The sequence below is a fragment of the Nostoc sp. UHCC 0302 genome, from assembly GCF_038096175.1.
Taxonomy (GTDB): Bacteria; Cyanobacteriota; Cyanobacteriia; order Cyanobacteriales; family Nostocaceae; genus UHCC-0302.
Genome location: NZ_CP151099.1, coordinates 4,233,023 through 4,248,458, shown reverse-complemented (window position 1 = coordinate 4,248,458; position 15,436 = coordinate 4,233,023). Strand labels below are relative to the sequence as shown.

General features: G+C 40.1%; 18 protein-coding genes, 1 other RNA gene and 1 pseudogene. 10 read left to right on the top strand and 10 right to left on the bottom strand.

Features of this window, described 5'->3' with window-relative positions; genetic code table 11:
* Nucleotides 1-316: 316 nt before the first annotated feature.
* Together WKK05_RS18400 and WKK05_RS18395 are read right to left on the bottom strand one after the other, a co-directional pair.
* Nucleotides 317-1,402 carry a hypothetical protein gene (locus WKK05_RS18400; RefSeq protein ID WP_341524555.1) on the bottom strand — a complete coding sequence of 362 codons (1,086 nt, stop codon included), beginning with the start codon at nt 1,400-1,402 and terminating at the stop codon, nt 317-319.
* A 44-nt stretch (nt 1,403-1,446) separates the two neighbouring features.
* Nucleotides 1,447-2,511, bottom strand: a complete 1,065-nt coding sequence (locus tag WKK05_RS18395) for a methyltransferase (protein WP_341524554.1) — start codon at nt 2,509-2,511, stop codon at nt 1,447-1,449.
* Between the two features lie 256 nt (nt 2,512-2,767).
* Here WKK05_RS18395 and WKK05_RS18390 point away from each other — a divergent pair, with 256 nt between their 5' ends.
* The 3 genes and pseudogenes from WKK05_RS18390 to WKK05_RS18380 all read left to right on the top strand — a co-directional run.
* Nucleotides 2,768-3,508 carry a cytochrome c biogenesis protein CcdA gene (locus WKK05_RS18390; protein WP_341524553.1) on the top strand — a complete coding sequence of 247 codons (741 nt, stop codon included), beginning with the start codon at nt 2,768-2,770 and terminating at the stop codon, nt 3,506-3,508.
* A gap of 3 nt (nt 3,509-3,511) precedes the next feature.
* Nucleotides 3,512-4,915, top strand: a complete 1,404-nt coding sequence (locus WKK05_RS18385) for a cytochrome c biogenesis protein (RefSeq protein ID WP_341524552.1) — start codon at nt 3,512-3,514, stop codon at nt 4,913-4,915.
* Nucleotides 4,916-5,030: 115 nt separating this feature from the next.
* Nucleotides 5,031-5,102, top strand: a pseudogene (locus WKK05_RS18380) (Uma2 family endonuclease); the annotation flags it as partial.
* Nucleotides 5,103-5,189: 87 nt separating this feature from the next.
* Here WKK05_RS18380 and queF read toward each other — a convergent pair.
* The 5 genes from queF to WKK05_RS18355 all read right to left on the bottom strand — a co-directional run bounded on the left by queF (nt 5,190) and on the right by WKK05_RS18355 (nt 7,062).
* Nucleotides 5,190-5,603 (bottom strand): preQ(1) synthase, encoded by a 414-nt coding sequence (gene queF, locus WKK05_RS18375; protein WP_341524551.1) that lies wholly within the window; start codon nt 5,601-5,603, stop codon nt 5,190-5,192.
* An 87-nt stretch (nt 5,604-5,690) separates the two neighbouring features.
* Entirely contained in the window at nt 5,691-6,092 is a 402-nt protein-coding gene (locus WKK05_RS18370; RefSeq protein WP_341524550.1) for a hypothetical protein, read from the bottom strand.
* Nucleotides 6,093-6,249: 157 nt separating this feature from the next.
* Complete coding sequence (locus tag WKK05_RS18365) at nt 6,250-6,636, bottom strand: phasin family protein (protein WP_341524549.1); 387 nt, start codon at nt 6,634-6,636, stop codon at nt 6,250-6,252.
* 25 nt (nt 6,637-6,661) lie between these two features.
* Nucleotides 6,662-6,758, bottom strand: an RNA gene (gene ffs, locus WKK05_RS18360) — signal recognition particle sRNA small type.
* 37 nt (nt 6,759-6,795) lie between these two features.
* Entirely contained in the window at nt 6,796-7,062 is a 267-nt protein-coding gene (locus WKK05_RS18355; protein WP_341524548.1) for a YciI family protein, read from the bottom strand.
* 390 nt (nt 7,063-7,452) lie between these two features.
* Here WKK05_RS18355 and WKK05_RS18350 point away from each other — a divergent pair, with 390 nt between their 5' ends.
* From WKK05_RS18350 to WKK05_RS18330, 5 genes are all read left to right on the top strand, one after another.
* The gene (locus tag WKK05_RS18350; RefSeq protein ID WP_341524547.1) at nt 7,453-8,073 is read left to right on the top strand and encodes a GDSL-type esterase/lipase family protein; all 621 of its coding nucleotides are present in this window, start codon (nt 7,453-7,455) and stop codon (nt 8,071-8,073) included.
* 97 nt (nt 8,074-8,170) lie between these two features.
* Nucleotides 8,171-8,368: a hypothetical protein gene (locus tag WKK05_RS18345; protein ID WP_341524546.1), complete on the top strand. Its 198-nt coding sequence runs from the start codon at nt 8,171-8,173 to the stop codon at nt 8,366-8,368.
* Nucleotides 8,369-8,424: 56 nt separating this feature from the next.
* The gene (locus tag WKK05_RS18340; RefSeq protein ID WP_341524545.1) at nt 8,425-8,649 is read left to right on the top strand and encodes a DUF2281 domain-containing protein; all 225 of its coding nucleotides are present in this window, start codon (nt 8,425-8,427) and stop codon (nt 8,647-8,649) included.
* A complete protein-coding gene (locus tag WKK05_RS18335) occupies nt 8,649-9,035 on the top strand; it encodes a type II toxin-antitoxin system VapC family toxin (RefSeq protein ID WP_341524544.1) in 387 nt (128 codons plus the stop codon). The genes WKK05_RS18340 and WKK05_RS18335 overlap by 1 nt, the downstream gene beginning before the upstream one ends.
* 91 nt (nt 9,036-9,126) lie before the next feature.
* On the top strand, nt 9,127-10,398 hold the full coding sequence (locus WKK05_RS18330) for a ribulose bisphosphate carboxylase small subunit (RefSeq protein WP_341524543.1): 1,272 nt from the start codon (nt 9,127-9,129) through the stop codon (nt 10,396-10,398).
* 41 nt (nt 10,399-10,439) lie between these two features.
* On the opposite strand, the gene WKK05_RS18325 is transcribed toward WKK05_RS18330, so the two are convergent.
* Both WKK05_RS18325 and WKK05_RS18320 read right to left on the bottom strand, forming a co-directional pair.
* Nucleotides 10,440-11,231 (bottom strand): hypothetical protein, encoded by a 792-nt coding sequence (locus tag WKK05_RS18325; protein ID WP_341524542.1) that lies wholly within the window; start codon nt 11,229-11,231, stop codon nt 10,440-10,442.
* Between the two features lie 104 nt (nt 11,232-11,335).
* Entirely contained in the window at nt 11,336-11,671 is a 336-nt protein-coding gene (locus tag WKK05_RS18320; protein ID WP_341524541.1) for a hypothetical protein, read from the bottom strand.
* 508 nt (nt 11,672-12,179) lie between these two features.
* Here WKK05_RS18320 and WKK05_RS18315 point away from each other — a divergent pair.
* Nucleotides 12,180-13,082, top strand: coding sequence for a methyltransferase domain-containing protein (locus WKK05_RS18315; RefSeq protein WP_341524540.1), 903 nt, complete (start codon nt 12,180-12,182; stop codon nt 13,080-13,082).
* A 142-nt stretch (nt 13,083-13,224) separates the two neighbouring features.
* Entirely contained in the window at nt 13,225-14,892 is a 1,668-nt protein-coding gene (locus tag WKK05_RS18310; RefSeq protein WP_341524539.1) for a glycosyltransferase family 39 protein, read from the top strand.
* On the opposite strand, the gene WKK05_RS18305 is transcribed toward WKK05_RS18310, so the two are convergent.
* The gene (locus WKK05_RS18305) at nt 14,861-15,106 is read right to left on the bottom strand and encodes a hypothetical protein (RefSeq protein WP_341524538.1); all 246 of its coding nucleotides are present in this window, start codon (nt 15,104-15,106) and stop codon (nt 14,861-14,863) included. The two genes, WKK05_RS18310 and WKK05_RS18305, sit on opposite strands and share 32 nt — an antisense overlap.
* Nucleotides 15,107-15,436 lie beyond the last annotated feature (330 nt).

Here is a 15,436-nt window from a genome sequence, read left to right as displayed (position 1 = left end):
TTTATTATTTTTTGTGGGGTATAGGTTCTAGAGTTTATTGTAAATTCCATTCCCACGAAAAGCGCTAGTAGGGTGTGTTATGGCTTTGCTATCACGCACCTGTTACTGTTAACACACTATACTAGCGCGATCGAATTAAAATAGTGGATTAACAAACCGCAGAGGCACAGAGAACACAGAGAGAGAAAAGAAAATTGTCTTGCTGTTTTATGTACAAAATTAGCAGTGTTGTGCCACTACATTAATTTTGTTTTTACTTTATAAATGACTACCGTACTGCTTGTAATACACTGCCTACCTTACACTAATTTTATTTTTACTTAAACCGCATCTTAAGTAAGTATTCTCCTAACTTAATTAGTAATGGAATAAGGGGCGTGAGAACAGATAGCAAGTACTGACGGAAGGTGATGACATCAAAAGGCCATACAGGAAATTCATTAGTCAATGTGTATAGAGAACGTAATTCTTGCAGTTTGGCAGTTTCTTTCTTCAAAATTTCCACATCGCTATTTAAACTTGTATGAATATGAACATAATTTTCATGAAAATGTTTTGCAATCTCGCTGAGTAATTCTTCTTTTACTCTTTTCATCCCTCTGCGTGCAGCAAGTAAAGGGCCAAAAAAGCACACTATTGATATGGGAATATATAGCAGAAGTGTAATATTAAAGTACCAATATTGCTTTACTATTCCTTCAGTTATAAATTGATAATTACTCAAGGTAATCATCATGCCAAATATAGCAACTAGGTAAGCTGTATTTAGAGAATATTGGCTCAACGGACTTAATCCACCACAGCGATCAGGATGCAGAGGATTAATTTTGAGTTGCTTATTGCCTAGTAGTTCATGCAGTACCTGAACATTAGTTATCAAGGTGAGAACTAATATAGTTCCAGTGTAAAATATTGCAACACCGTTAATTGCACCTGTTAGGGCTGGCAGTTTTCCATCAGATCCTGTCCAGTTGTGAACATTTTGCTGCACAAAGAAATACCATATTCCGTAGCTGACTGCTGCTGCCAAAGCTAAGAATTTGCGCCACGGCTGTTTATAATGCAACAATACAGTTTTAATTTTTGTCTCGGAAATATCAACAATATCTGATTTTTCCAGGTAAACAATTAGGCGGTAAATCGCTTTAAATGACCATAGGTAGTAGCCAAATATTACAGGATTGAGCAAGCAGATCCAGACCCATGCAAACCAATCTTGGAGTAATCCTAAATACTTATCTTTCTCTGGCAAGACTAACGTTTTAGTTACCGCAGCAACGAATAGGTAAATAGCAGATGAAACTAGAATTGACAACAGTGCTAAACTCACAGGTTTCAAATGACATTTATCAATCAACCAGCGAGCTAACGGATCAGCGCGGTAAAATTCTTGTTCTTGCATACTATTGCTGAGAAAGAATGTATAATTTTACCAATTTCTGGTTCTCAAAAAACAGAGATGCGATCGCTCTTGGCAGGTACACCCTCAATTACACTCAATGGTGTTGATGTCGATACAATATTTGTCAAATTGAAACCTGCGGCTTCAAAAAGGTCTTGATACTCAGCTTCAGTGCGTTCGCAACCACCTGGATAATTAAGCATTACTTGCAAGTCTAAGAGTTTACCGAAGAATGGCTCGTTTCCTTTTGGAATCACCATTTCAATTACTAAAAGCTTTGTATTCGGCTGCATCACACGGCGGCAATTCTGGAGAATTTGAAGAGCGCGTTCATCATCCCAGTCGTGAATAATATGCTTGAGCAAGTAAGCATCACCACCACTAGGCACTGACTCAAAGAAATCTCCCGCCACAAGTTCACAGCGTTGGGAAAGTCCCTCCCCTGCAATGAGTTGCTTTGCACCTTCGATAACATGAGGTACATCGCAGAGAACACCTTTCATTGTCAAATTAGCTTTGAGAATAGAGGCAAGAAGGCTACCACGTCCACCTCCTACTTCAACTAAGGTATTAATTGCCGAAAAATCATATTCAGCAGTAATTGCAGCAATCCTTTTAGCGGAAAAACTGGTCATCGACTGGTCATAAATTTTAGCTGCTTCGGGATGCTCACTCAGATACTCAAAGATATCCACACCAAAGAGATTTTCAAAGACAGGTTTGCCAGTTTTTATACATTCAAGCAGATGACCCCAAGGTTGCAAATCCCAGACTTGACCTGACTTGATAGCGTAACCGCGTAGTGAGTCTTTTCTATTAGACTGAAGACATTCCGCTAGAGGTGTCAATTCAAAGCAACCCGGTTGGCTTTCGGCGAATACACCAACACTAGCAAGAGCGCGTAATAATCGGTAGAGCGATCGCTCATCAACACCTGTTACCTTCGCCAATTCTCCACAACTTTGCGAACCATCTTTGAGTAAATCAGCAATACCTAGTTCAGCTGCAACATAAATTGATCGCGAAACCCAAGGACTAACAATCATTTGCAGTAGCGCCTCTGTAGGCTGTATCTCATGCGAGATTTCGGAATGATTTATGTTAGACATATTTGGTTAGTATCAATTTTGCAGTGTGTCGATGAAAAATAGAATACTCTACTTGTCAAAAATCTTCTAATTTCTATATAGTTGTAATTTAGATTTGTTTACAATGATTGCTTCAGTATTTAATCGTCGAAATAGTGCTGAATAACGAGTCAATCCCCAATCTTGTGAAATACCCCTGGGGCGATCGCTCCAACCCAGAAGCTCAAAGTAAGCTAAAATTCAAGCAGATCAAGCATTTCCCGCTCAGAAATACCCCATGCTGGAGACTCTGCAAACCCGACTTTACCAACTAGAATACTTTGCCAACACCCTTGTTGCTAACCAACTCACACACCTGAGTCTGTTGAGTGTTGGCATCATCTTTGCAGCTGGCTTGCTCACGAGCCTCACGCCCTGTATGCTTTCCATGCTGCCAATTACAATTGGCTATATTGGCGGTTATGAAGCAAAAAGCCGCTTGCAAGCAGCTGCCCAATCAACTTGGTTCGCTTTGGGATTGGCAACTACACTCACAGGACTAGGAATCGTAGCAGTTTTGGTAGGAAAAGTCTACGGTCAGGTGGGAATTGGTTTGCCAATTATCGTGAGCATCATTGCTATTTTGATGGGGCTAAACCTACTAGAAGCACTACCCCTACAATTTCCATCTTTGGGCGAAACTAATTGGATTTCTAAAGATTTACCACCCGGAGTCCGTTCCTACCTGATTGGATTGACTTTCGGCTTAGTTGCGTCCCCTTGTAGCACACCTGTTTTAGCCAGCTTGCTAGGTTGGGTTGCGAATACGCAAGACTTCATTTTAGGCGCGGTTTTGCTACTTGCTTACGCAGCAGGATATGTAGCACCGTTGATTTTGGCAGGTAGTTTTACTGCATCAATTAAGAAATTGCTAGAGTTGCGTCGTTGGTCTGGTTGGATTAACCCAGTCAGCGGAGCGCTATTAGTAGGATTTGGCGTATTTTCCTTAATTTCTCGGATTCCCCTTGGCAGTTTTTAAACCATGACTTTAGAAGATTCAGCATCCAAAGAATTAAGGTGGTGGTCAGTACCTGGGCAGTTCTTGCGGCAGGAACTTTTACCTATACTGACAAATTTACGATTAGCGATCGCACTACTGCTGTTAATCGCTATCTTCAGCGCCACTGGTACTGTAATTGAGCAAGGACAGTCACCCGGATTCTACCAAGCAAATTACCCAGAACATCCCGCCTTGTTTGGTTTCTTAACTTGGAAGGTAATTCAGGTAGTTGGCTTAGACCATGTATATCGGACTTGGTGGTTCTTGTCATTACTGATTCTATTTGGCACTAGCTTAACTGCTTGCTCTTTTACCCGTCAGTTACCAGCTTTAAAAGCCGCCCGTCGTTGGAATTATTACAAAGAACCCCGGCAATTTCAAAAATTAGCTTTGAGTGCAGAACTAGATACTGGTTCTGTTGAATCCTTAAACCAAATATTGCGGAATCGTCGCTATAAGATTTTTCAAGAAAAACAAGAAAAAGACGATATCCTTTACGCCCGCAAGGGAATAGTTGGACGCATCGGCCCAATTATTGTTCACATAGGTATCGTCGCGATTCTATTGGGGGGAATTTGGGGAGCAATGACGGGTTTTATTGCCCAAGAAATGGTTCCCAGTGGCAACACATTTCAAGTAAAAAATATTATTGATGCTGGCCCTTGGGCTGCAAACCAAGTTCCCAAAGATTGGTCTGTGCGAGTTAATCGTTTTTGGATTGATTACACTCCATCGGGTGAAATTGACCAATTTTACTCGGATATGTCTGTATTGGATAAGCAGGGGCAAGAAGTTGATCACAAGAAAATTTTTGTTAATCAACCTCTGCGTTATCATGGCGTAACTTTCTATCAGACAGATTGGGGACTCTCAGCTGTTCGCGTCCGCATTAACAACAGCCCGATTTTTCAACTCCCGATGGCTCCATTAAACACCAACGGCAAAGGGCGGATTTGGGGGACTTGGATTCCTACTAAACCGGATTTGAGTGCAGGAGTTTCGCTGTTAGCCAAAGACTTGCAAGGTATGGTGTTAATTTACGATGCCACTGGTAAGCTTGTTAATACTGTGCGGGCTGGAATGTCCATCCAAGTCAACGGTGTGACTTTAAAAATTCTTGATGTTATCGGTAGCACTGGTTTACAAATTAAAGCTGATCCAGGTATACCCATTGTTTACTCAGGCTTTGCTTTGCTGATGTTAGGTGTGGTGATGAGTTACTTTTCTCACTCCCAAATTTGGGCATTGCAAAAAGGCGATCGCTTATATTTTGGTGGTAAAACCAATCGCGCCCAAGTTGCCTTTGAACAAGAAGTTTTAGATATTTTAGATCGTCTAACTTCACAACCTAAGACTGAAGAAAAAGAGATTTCAATTAAAGCTTAAAATATCATATCAACAATTTTTCTTAGTGTTTTGGTGTCTTGGTGTTTAAAAAAATCTTGAACCACAAAGACACTAAGACACTAAGTATAGCTAATTTACTACTCTTTTAGAGTATATGCTTTTAGAACTGCAACAAATTATTGTCAAGCCAGGGCAACAAATGTTGCTTCAGAATATTAGTTGGCAGCACCGTTGGGAGAAGTCAAGCAATTAGAGCTTTCAGAAGTTGGGTAAAGGAAAACTTGCATTAGTAAAGACTCAAGAAATCAATTCTCTACTTTTGATGAGTTACTTCAACCACTGTATGAACATTACCACGGGGAGTAAAATCTGCTTTCACCGTGACTTCTAAAGGGTCACAAGCCGCAACAAAATCATCTAGAATTTGATTGGCAGATTCTTCGTGAGAAATATAGCGATCGCGATAACTATTAATGTAAAGCTTTAGCGCTTTTAGTTCCACTACTCGCTCATCTGGTACATAGCTAATATAAATTGTCGCAAAGTCTGGATAACCAGAAAACGGACATTTACAGGTAAATTCTGGCAAACTAATATCGATATTATAACGTCTACCAACACGCGGATTCGGAAAGGTAATTAATTCTCCTTCCGCAATGTTGCGTTCGCCATATTTCATTTCTTGGTCAGCTTGAGTTACAGTTTCAGGTAATTTATCAGTAGTCATTTGTCATTTGTTATTTGTCATTTGTCATTAGTCCCCTCTGTCAACTGTCAACTGTCAACTGTCAACTGTCAACTCCCCCCTTGTCCCCTACTCCTCCCAGTCAGGACAATTCTGATCATCCCATCCATGAGGGTGCATTCCACAAACTAATAAGTTACCACCATAAACTTGCCCGTGGTAGTTACTACAACCGATGCAAGCAGGATTTTTTTCTCTTGTGGCTTCAACGGAATAAGGAAAACCTGGATCTACATCTCCTACAACATCTTCCAGTTCCCAGTAGACTTCCATAATCGGTTCAGCCAGATCATGTAAATCGTTTAAATACTGGTCAACCTCAGCAACAAAAGTACTTTGTACTTGCTCTGTAAATTCTTCTGTTAGTTCAATAAACGTATCTACGACTTCAGTCATTCCGAGGAAGAATCGCTCTACTTCTTCAGCTACTGTTTCTACAATGTCCATTAAATCTTTTTGCCATTGTTCCATAAACTTGACGCCCCTACTAGCTATAAACAGGACGCCTAGTGCTAACTGGCTTAAAGCACTAGAGTACACCCTAAGCAATGTATGTTATCAACTTTTACTCTTTAACGCTATGCCAAAGTGCCGCTTACTGCCGACACTCTAGGTAAAAAATTGCTTTTTATTTGTCTGTTTGCAGACGTTTTAACTCGTTTTGCAGTTCTAACACTTGATCACGCAAGTCATCAACATTCCCATCATTAGATACCTCTTTGACGGTTGGTTCTTCATCTTCCTCTAAGATTTCGATGCGACGAGGTTCAGAAGAAGGCTTTTTGTCAGGGGTTTCTTCAGATGCTGGGGCTTGTTGGGCTTGCTTCATCATCTCTTCGACGAAGCGGCGGGCTTCTTCTGTGTTCATTTCGCCCTTTGCCACCATTTCATCTGCCAGTTTTTGGACTTGCGATCGCACTTGGGCTAATTTTCCCCCTGCTTTCTCACCTGCGTAAGAAGCTAATCCAACACCGAGGTAAAAAGCTTTTTGAACAATATCTCCAAAACCAGGCATTGCTGCTGAACGCTCCTAGAAATAGGGCGACCCGGAGACTAAGCCTACTACAAGCATCCCGTGTTGCTGCCACCTTCCGGTTCTGACAAGGTTTAGGCGTTGCAGTCGCATAGATCCAGGTCTGTTAATAGTATAGCATTAAAAGTCCGTGACTGTGTGTTATTCCAATACAATTTTCCATTCGTAAAGCTGATAGTTGACGCAACCGTTTTCTACCAATGGATCGCGAGCCACAATTGCTTCTGCTTCATCCTTTGAGGCTGCCTCAAACAGTAGCATTCCACCTCTTTGCTCTGCCCAATAGCCAGTTCGCGCCTTGTGTCCTTTATCAATCAAGTCTTGAACGTAGGCTTTATGAGCAGCTACATATTGGTCAAAGGTGGGTTTATCTACTTTGCCTTCTTCAATTTTTACGAACCACGGCATTTATTTGTAACCTCAAGTGGGGAGTAGGGAGTGGGGAATGGAGAATTTTTATGCTCTGTTGTGAAAGATAAGTTATAAAACACTTTATTGTAAATATATATATGTTTGCAGTTGAGTTCTAGAAAGACCTAACCCCCAGCCCCTTCCCTGCTAGGGGCTACCGTGTACACACAAGTATAGACTGCAAAGGTTTCAACTCTTTTAGTCCCGTAAATACCCAAATTTTGGGCAACTGGAAACTCTATTTATCCCACTAATTTTAGGGCTAGGGCAACGAAATTAAGTTTTAGGTGTGATTATCAAGACTTGTGTGTACACTATAGCCTCCTAGGGGAGGGGTCAACATAGCACTCGCCGAACCCACGTTATTTTTAAGACAAGATAATTTAAATGAATTCAGCACATTTCTCAGAAATCAGAATTTGCTTTGTTGGTGATTCATTTGTCAATGGTACTGGAGATCCAGAATGTCTTGGATGGGCAGGAAGAGTATGTGTTAATGCTAATAAAAAAGGTTATGACATCACCTACTATAATTTAGGAATTAGGCGAGATACGAGTACTGATATAGCGAAGCGTTGGTTACAGGAAGTATCAGTTCGGCTACCTAAAGAATACGAAGGTAGAGTTGTGTTCTCTTTCGGATTGAATGATACAAGAGTGGAAAATGGTAAAACTCGTGTAGATTTCACAGATTCAATCAATAATACGCGTAAAATTCTCAGTGAAGCTCAACAGTTATATTCTGTATTGATGGTAGGGCCTGCACCGTATGCAGAACAGGAAGACCTCCAGAGAAAACAGAGAACTAGTGATTTATCTAAACAGTTTCATTTGGTTTGTAATGAATTAAATATCCCATATTTAGATGTTTTTCCGATATTAGAAAAATCAAGTATCTGGATAGATGAAGCAAGAGCTAATGATGGCGCTCATCCTAGAGCAAGAGGTTATGCAGAATTTGCCAAAATAGTGGAAAATTGGGATGCTTGGTTAAATTGGTTTCCTTAAAGTTAGCGATGGGCAAATAGCGATCGCCTTAAGTTATCCTATAAAAAAGGTAAATAGTTTGATGGCATAGTTAGAAAAGGTAACAAGCCAAATTGCGGTGAATAATATAGCCTACTGTTGGACTGTTTCACGCGATAGCGGTTACATCAAGCTAACTGTCGTAAGTAAACCTCAGACAGAACAACGGCTGACTGCGATATTTCCTTATCAATTGATTATTCCTTCTCTAGTACGTTCAGTTATCTTGCTAGCTTTGGAGCAAGGTTGGCAACCAACTAAGCAAGGGTTGAAATAATTTTACATTTTTGATGCCGATAAACAATTCCCAGTTTTGAAATTATCATAAAATATATGCAGCAAATTTCTCTAGCTGAAGCATCTCTACATTTGCCTGACTTAATTGAAGCAGCACTCAAGGGTGAGGAAATCATCATCATTAAAGATAATCAACCTGTGGTAAAGTTAACTCCTGTGTTGCCAGTTAAACGCCGCCGTCAACCTGGAAGCGCAAAAGGTTTAATCACAATCTCTGATGACTTTGATGCACCACTAGAAGATTTCCAAGACTATATGTGATGAAACTACTGCTAGATACACATACTTTTATTTGGTATGTGACGGATAATTCAAAACTTAGTAATACAGTGTTAGCCTTAATTAATGACGAAAATAATCAAATTTTACTGAGTATAGCCAGTCTTTGGGAAATAGCAATTAAACAGAGTATAGGAAAGCTTGCGTTTAATCTGCCATTTGAAATATTTATTACACAGCAACTTAGTCTCAACGACTTCAGTTTACTCGATATAAAAGTTAGCCATGTTGCTATTGTTGCCACGCTACCTCTGCATCACCGTGACCCATTCGACCGACTTTTAATTGCACAAGCTTTAGTAGAAAATATTCATATACTGAGTGCTGATACGATTTTTGATGCGTATTCAACTCGACGTTTGTGGTAAATCTTGCTCCTTTTCTACCAAAAGATAAATAAACAGTAACAGCCAAAAAAACTTAACATTAATTTAAGCAGTAATAGCCAAACCTAATTTCATGAGTTACTATATCGCTCCCCGCTTTCTAGACAAACTTGCTGTCCACATCACCAAAAACTTCTTAAAACTTCCTGGCGTACGAGTCCCCATAATTTTGGGGATTCATGGACGTAAAGGTGAAGGCAAGTCTTTTCAGTGTGAGTTAGTCTTCGAGAAAATGGGAGTCGAAGTGACTCACATCTCTGGCGGAGAATTAGAAAGTCCCGATGCTGGAGATCCAGCACGCTTAATTCGGCTACGCTATCGGGAAACAGCAGAACTGATCAAAGTGCGCGGCAAAATGTGTGTGCTGATGATTAACGATTTAGATGCAGGTGCGGGGCGTTTTGATGAAGGGACGCAATACACTGTAAATACGCAGTTGGTAAATGCCACACTGATGAATATTGCAGATAATCCCACAGATGTGCAGTTACCTGGAAGCTACGACTCCACACCTTTACATCGTGTGCCGGTTATTGTTACAGGAAATGATTTTTCTACCCTCTATGCACCGTTAATTCGGGATGGACGGATGGATAAATTCTACTGGGAACCCGATCGCGACGACAAGGTAGGGATTGTCAAGGGTATTTTTGAGCCAGACGGACTCTCACAACGGGATATTGAACAACTCGTTGATACTTTCATCAATCAGTCAGTTGACTTTTTTAGCGCGTTGCGATCGCGCATTTATGACGAACAAATCCGCAACTTCATCTATCAAATAGGGTTTGAACGCGTATCTCAGCGTGTGGTTAATAGCTTAGAAGGGCCACCAGAATTTAAAAAGCCAGATTTCAGCCTATCTCACTTAATCGAATCTGGTCACTTGATGGTCGGTGAACAAAAACGGGTGGAAAATTCTCAGTTGGTTGATGAGTACAACCGCTTGAATAGAGGGAGAAATTCCCAATCTGCACCACCTGCTGCAATACCAACTAACCAGCCGTCAAATAATGGAGGAACTAAAGGTGCAACTCCCAATGGTTTCCACAAACAGCAGGGAGCAAATACACATTTAACCCTAGAGACACAAGAACAAGTCCGGCAACTTTTAGCTCAGGGTTATAAAATCACCATTGAACACGTAGATGAGCGCCGTTTCCGCACAGGTTCTTGGCAAACTTGTATTAATACTCATATCGATGCGGAGTCAGATGCCATATCAACCTTAGAATCTTGTTTGGCTGAATATAGCAGTGAGTACGTGCGCTTAGTAGGAATTGATCCGAAGGCTAAGCGGCGAGTAGCTGAAACGATTATTCAGCGACCAAATGGTAAAAATTAAGTAGCAGGAAAAGGGGCTGGGGAGATGAGATTTCTAACTTCCTAATCCCTATTTTCCATATTTCTATGATTTTGTAATTGCTGTTTGGAATTTTGAAAAACTTCGCTCTTATTAAATCTTAGTAGTTCAGAAGCATCTTGTAATTCTAGTTTTAATCTAGCAATTTTTTCTTTATGACTTTGAACCTCTATTTCATGACGCATTTGTAAATTATCTTTATGTTCAAAAAGTTGGTTTGACTTTTCCTGGTATTCAGCCTCAATATTTACTTTTGTGCGCTCTAAAATTTCTTTTCTATCTTCAAACCAGAAATTAAGTGCTTTTTCTCGCTTGGCAAGCTCTAAATCTTTATGATGAAATTTATTTTCTTTAGCTTCAAATTCTTGCATCGCCTCTAAAACAATTTGTTGGCGAAAGATTTCATTTTGCTGCTCAAACTGCTTCCTACTTTCAACTAAATGCGAAAATTCTGATTCATATAAATATTGTAAAGATAAGTGCTTCTTTTCCAGTTCTTGAATACTTTTAGTGTGTTCTAATTCAAACTTACTCTTAACCACCTCTACAGCTTCTATATTTTGATTAAGTTGAGATTCTAATAGTATCAAAGAATCTTCCCACTGAGTTAAACGTGCTATACGTTCATTACATTGTTTTTCAAACTCGCTTTCAGTTGGCTTGACTATAGATAATACTAAACCACAACCAATTGATCCTAAACCTGGTATCAATATTTTCCAAAAATCCTTAACATTTCTATCTAAGCTGACTCCAAATGTCAGCGCACCTAAAAATATAGATATTGTAGTTAATGAAATCTCACGTTTATTCATAAAAACTTTGATTTTGACAATCAAAATGAATTATTAATAAAATAGCTATGCAGTTAGAAAAACGCCAAGGCTGTCGCTATAATATTTATTCTCTTCTGCATCTTTTAAATAACACCTAAAACGAAGCCAGCAACACCACAGCAAGGAATACCATAGTAAAGTAAATTTTTAATTTTCTCGTTGCGAGTTGAAACACCCCGGTAGGCAAAGATTAGCCAAAAGGTCAAAAATAAAAGTGCAGTGCCTACAAGAGTAATTTTAATAATAAATACAAATTGACCAAGCTTTGCTACTGTGTGTGCGAGCCTAGTTATTGTTGCTGTTGACAAAAATACTTGTAACCACCAAAGTGCTAACCATTTGTTAGTGTTATCTTTCATTGTTCGAGTAAAATTTTGATCAGATTTAGTTTTTTCTCTATCAGCATGAGAAAATTTCATAAATATTGTATAAATATTGATTTTTCTAATTTAATGTCTTTGCATAGTATCATTTTTTAATCCTCCAAAATACATTCGATAAATTTCTGGAATTCCAAAAAAAGTAGTAATCAAGAGTGCTAATACAATAAAAATTGCTAGTACAGTGTCTTCAGGTCTGTCCATAATCCAGAATATTTAGCGACCCTGATAAGTAGATAGACATGAATGAATTGAAGTTTTTAGTTTGTGTTTTCTTCGCAAAATAGCAAACTACAAGCCATAAAGTATCTTCAGTTTTGTTATATCCACTTATTTATTAATTTCTTAATAAACAGAATAAGGAATTTATGCTATGGTTTTGCACGTCGTTAATGGTTTACAGTTGAGAGAATAAAAAACTAGGTTACAGACCAGATAATCGCATGAGCTTTAAAATACTTCATTCATCTAAGGTCTTAATAGTGCCTGATAAAATCTAAATTGAAGTAGTGTTTTATACAGTTAATTAAAATTTAAAATAATTACCATGAAATTTCAAGCAAACTTTGCTTTGATAGGGCTTTCTCTCAGCTTGCTTAAGGTATTAACTTGTCTGTTGCTTGTGTTCACGCCTGCCCCTTGGGTTTTAGCTAACGAGACTACGAAAACTCCAGTTGGCAACAGCACAACAATTCAAACTGTGCTAGCTAGTAGCGATCGCTCCCAACAGAATCGCGCCAGAGACAAGTACCGCCATCCAGCCGAAACTCTCGAATTCTTTGGACTGCGCCCAGACATGACTGTGGTTGAACTCTGGCCGGGAAGTGGCTGGTACACCGAGATTTTAGCGCCCTTTCTTGCCCAAAAGGGACAGTTGATTGTTACTAACTTTGACCCCCAAAAAAGCAACCCAGCGAAAGCTTTTCTAGAAAGATTAACAGCTCGTCCTCAAGTCTTTGGCAAAGTCAAAATAGTTCAAATTAATCCACCAAATGAACTCACTCTGGCTCCAGACAACTCTGTAGATATGGTTCTGACCTTCCGCAACATTCATAACTGGGTCAGCGCTGGCTATGACAATAAAGTTTATGCTGCTGTTTACAAAGCCCTGAAACCAGGGGGAATCTTAGGGATAGAAGAGCATCGCGCTAAACCCGGCATCTCTTTGCAAGAAAGTGCTAAGACAGGCTATGTGTCTGAAGATAGGGTAATTGCTGCTTTGGAAAAGATTGGGTTTAAGCTTGTGGGCAAGTCGGAGATTAACGCTAACCCCAAAGATACTAAAGACTATGTAGGTGGTGTTTGGTCACTGCCGCCAAGTTTAAGTCATGGTGAAAAGGATAAAGAGCGTTACCTTGCCATTGGTGAGAGCGATGTCTGCGACGGGCTACGCCTACGCATGACTCTAAAGTTTGTCAAGCCGAGTAACAAATTTTCCACAGGAAGATAGCCCAAAGTTGCTATCAATGGTATATTTGGGAACTAGTTTTGTAAGTTGGCTAGACCTACTGTTTTTAGTGAAAGTCTTCGCTAGTGTAATCAAGCCGAAATTTACTAATTGGTCTAGAAATTAAGGGTAGGAATTCGCTTAAATGCAAATAGCTCAGAAATGGTTAGCGCAAAAAACTAATCAGTTAGTACTTTTTCTGCTGGTTGGGGGACTGCTGTTTCGAGCTTTTATCGCTTTCTGGCTTTACCCTACTTTTGATGAAGCTTACTACTATGTTTACAGCTTGCATTTGGACTGGAGCTATTTTGATCACCCGGTTATGGTGGCGCTGACAACCGGTTTTGGCCCGTGGCTGACTGGAGTTGTATCGCAATTCACGATTCGTTTGGGAGCGCTAATTTTGTACACTGGCAGTTTGCTGCTGTTGTATCTAACTAGCTTAAGAATTTTCTCTGCCCAAGCTGCTAGTTTAACTTTAGCGATCGCTACTATAAGTCCAATTTTTTTAGTTGGCTTTGGCCTCCTCAGTCTACCTGACAGTCCTTTAATGTTTTTTTGGTCAGCTAGTTTGTATTTTGCAGCTGATGAATTTTTGCAGCAGCCTGCAACTCAAAAGCGTAGCTTGTTGAAAGATGAGTCTTGCTCAACTAATTTATACATACCCAGCTATCGTTTAGCAATCCTTGGTACTCTAGTCGGATTAGCCTGCCTCAGCAAATATCACGGTTTTATTTTAGCCTTGGGGCTAGTTGGTTTTTGTTTAACCAGTCCACCTCATCGCTCCGTTCTCCGCTCGCCTTGGGCATGGTTAAGCTTAGGCTTGTTTCTGATTACCATCTTCCCTATTTTATTTTGGAATATACAGCACGATTGGGTATCTTTTCTATTCCAATCAGAGCGAGCAGTACCTCGCGGTGGCTATAGTCTATTAAATGTAGTCCTCGTCTGTTTAGTTGGAGTACTTTATCTATTTCCAACCATTGGATTCCCACTTTGGTGGGTGAGTTTACAACCAGCGCTGGCTCAAATAATTCAAATTTTTTCTCCGAAATCACGAACCTCTCGAAAAAATTTAGAGGCGAATCAGCTATTGATTTTATGGGTTTCCCTGCCCTTAACTATAGGATTTACTCTTATAGGAGGATATCGGCAAATTTTACCAGCTTGGTCAATGCCAGGATTTTGGGGAATTACTTTACTATTAGGACAACAGGCAATAATTTGGCAGAAGCAATCCCGGCGTAGGGTGCGTCGATGGCTTTTGGGTTCGGGAATTGTAGTTAGTAGTATTTTGCTAATTGCTTTGCTGCAAGTGACAGCAGGAATAGTGCAAAAGCCAAGCCAATACGCCTTAATGGGAGGTTTATTATCTCCCAAAGATGACCCTTCCACTGAACTAATTGATATTGAGCAATTGCGGCGTGGTTTTGCTGAATCTCCTATCCTTAGCGCAGCTTTAGAAAAATCTAGCTTTATATTTACTAATCGCTATTATCTAGGCGGGCCGATCGCCATGTCCCTAAAACCAATATCTCACATACCGATTACTTGCTTTGACATTGGTATGGATCTGCGTGGCTTTGCTTTTTGGTCAAAGCCCGAACAATGGCTGGGAAAAGATGCTTTATACATTACTACCGCCTCTTTTATACATAGACAAGACTTGATGGCTAGCTATCGAACTTACTTTAATAGCGTCAATGAAATTGAACAGTTACCAATTCGACGAGGCGGAGTAGTTACTAACGTCATTTATGTTTATCAAGCTAAAACACTCCTCAAGCCCTATCCTCGCTCTTACGGGATATAATCTCGTAAACTAACTTTTGCGACTCATAAACTAGCTTTTGCGACATCAAAACCAGCTTTTGCGACTCGTAAACTAACTTTTGCGACTCGTAAACTAACTTTTGCGACTCGTAAACTAGCTTTTGCGACTCGTAAACCAGCTTTTGCGACTCGTAAACTAGCTTTTGCGACTCGTAAACCAGCTTTTGCGACTCGTAAACTAGCTTTTGCGACATCAAAACCAGCTTTTGCGACTCGTAAACTAACTTTTGCAACTCGTAAACTAACGTGAGTTCGATGAACCTCTCCCTCCCAACCTCCCTTTCCGCTTCGGAGAGGGAGGAGCAAGAAAAAATGATGGTTTTACTCCCCTCTCCTCGTAGGAGAGGGGCTGGGGGAGAGGTCAAGATAGCACTCGTCGAATTCACGTTAAACTAGCTTTTGCGACTCGTAAACCTGATTGATTACAAAAGTTTCGTAGTTTCGTAGGGTGTGTTATCACGTCAGCGTAACGCACCGAAAATCGGATGGTACGTTAGGACTAAAGTCCATAACGCACCCTACCA

Coding starts and splice junctions, on each gene's coding strand:
- WKK05_RS18400 (WP_341524555.1), bottom strand. CDS start 1,402: ATGCAAGAACAAGAATTTTACCGCGCTGATCCGTTAGCTCGCTGGTTG.
- WKK05_RS18395 (WP_341524554.1), bottom strand. CDS start 2,511: ATGTCTAACATAAATCATTCCGAAATCTCGCATGAGATACAGCCTACA.
- WKK05_RS18390 (WP_341524553.1), top strand. CDS start 2,768: ATGCTGGAGACTCTGCAAACCCGACTTTACCAACTAGAATACTTTGCC.
- WKK05_RS18385 (WP_341524552.1), top strand. CDS start 3,512: ATGACTTTAGAAGATTCAGCATCCAAAGAATTAAGGTGGTGGTCAGTA.
- queF (WP_341524551.1), bottom strand. CDS start 5,603: ATGACTACTGATAAATTACCTGAAACTGTAACTCAAGCTGACCAAGAA.
- WKK05_RS18370 (WP_341524550.1), bottom strand. CDS start 6,092: ATGGAACAATGGCAAAAAGATTTAATGGACATTGTAGAAACAGTAGCT.
- WKK05_RS18365 (WP_341524549.1), bottom strand. CDS start 6,636: ATGCCTGGTTTTGGAGATATTGTTCAAAAAGCTTTTTACCTCGGTGTT.
- WKK05_RS18355 (WP_341524548.1), bottom strand. CDS start 7,062: ATGCCGTGGTTCGTAAAAATTGAAGAAGGCAAAGTAGATAAACCCACC.
- WKK05_RS18350 (WP_341524547.1), top strand. CDS start 7,453: ATGAATTCAGCACATTTCTCAGAAATCAGAATTTGCTTTGTTGGTGAT.
- WKK05_RS18340 (WP_341524545.1), top strand. CDS start 8,425: ATGCAGCAAATTTCTCTAGCTGAAGCATCTCTACATTTGCCTGACTTA.
- WKK05_RS18335 (WP_341524544.1), top strand. CDS start 8,649: ATGAAACTACTGCTAGATACACATACTTTTATTTGGTATGTGACGGAT.
- WKK05_RS18330 (WP_341524543.1), top strand. CDS start 9,127: ATGAGTTACTATATCGCTCCCCGCTTTCTAGACAAACTTGCTGTCCAC.
- WKK05_RS18325 (WP_341524542.1), bottom strand. CDS start 11,231: ATGAATAAACGTGAGATTTCATTAACTACAATATCTATATTTTTAGGT.
- WKK05_RS18320 (WP_341524541.1), bottom strand. CDS start 11,671: ATGAAATTTTCTCATGCTGATAGAGAAAAAACTAAATCTGATCAAAAT.
- WKK05_RS18315 (WP_341524540.1), top strand. CDS start 12,180: ATGAAATTTCAAGCAAACTTTGCTTTGATAGGGCTTTCTCTCAGCTTG.
- WKK05_RS18310 (WP_341524539.1), top strand. CDS start 13,225: ATGCAAATAGCTCAGAAATGGTTAGCGCAAAAAACTAATCAGTTAGTA.
- WKK05_RS18305 (WP_341524538.1), bottom strand. CDS start 15,106: ATGTCGCAAAAGCTAGTTTACGAGTCGCAAAAGCTGGTTTACGAGTCG.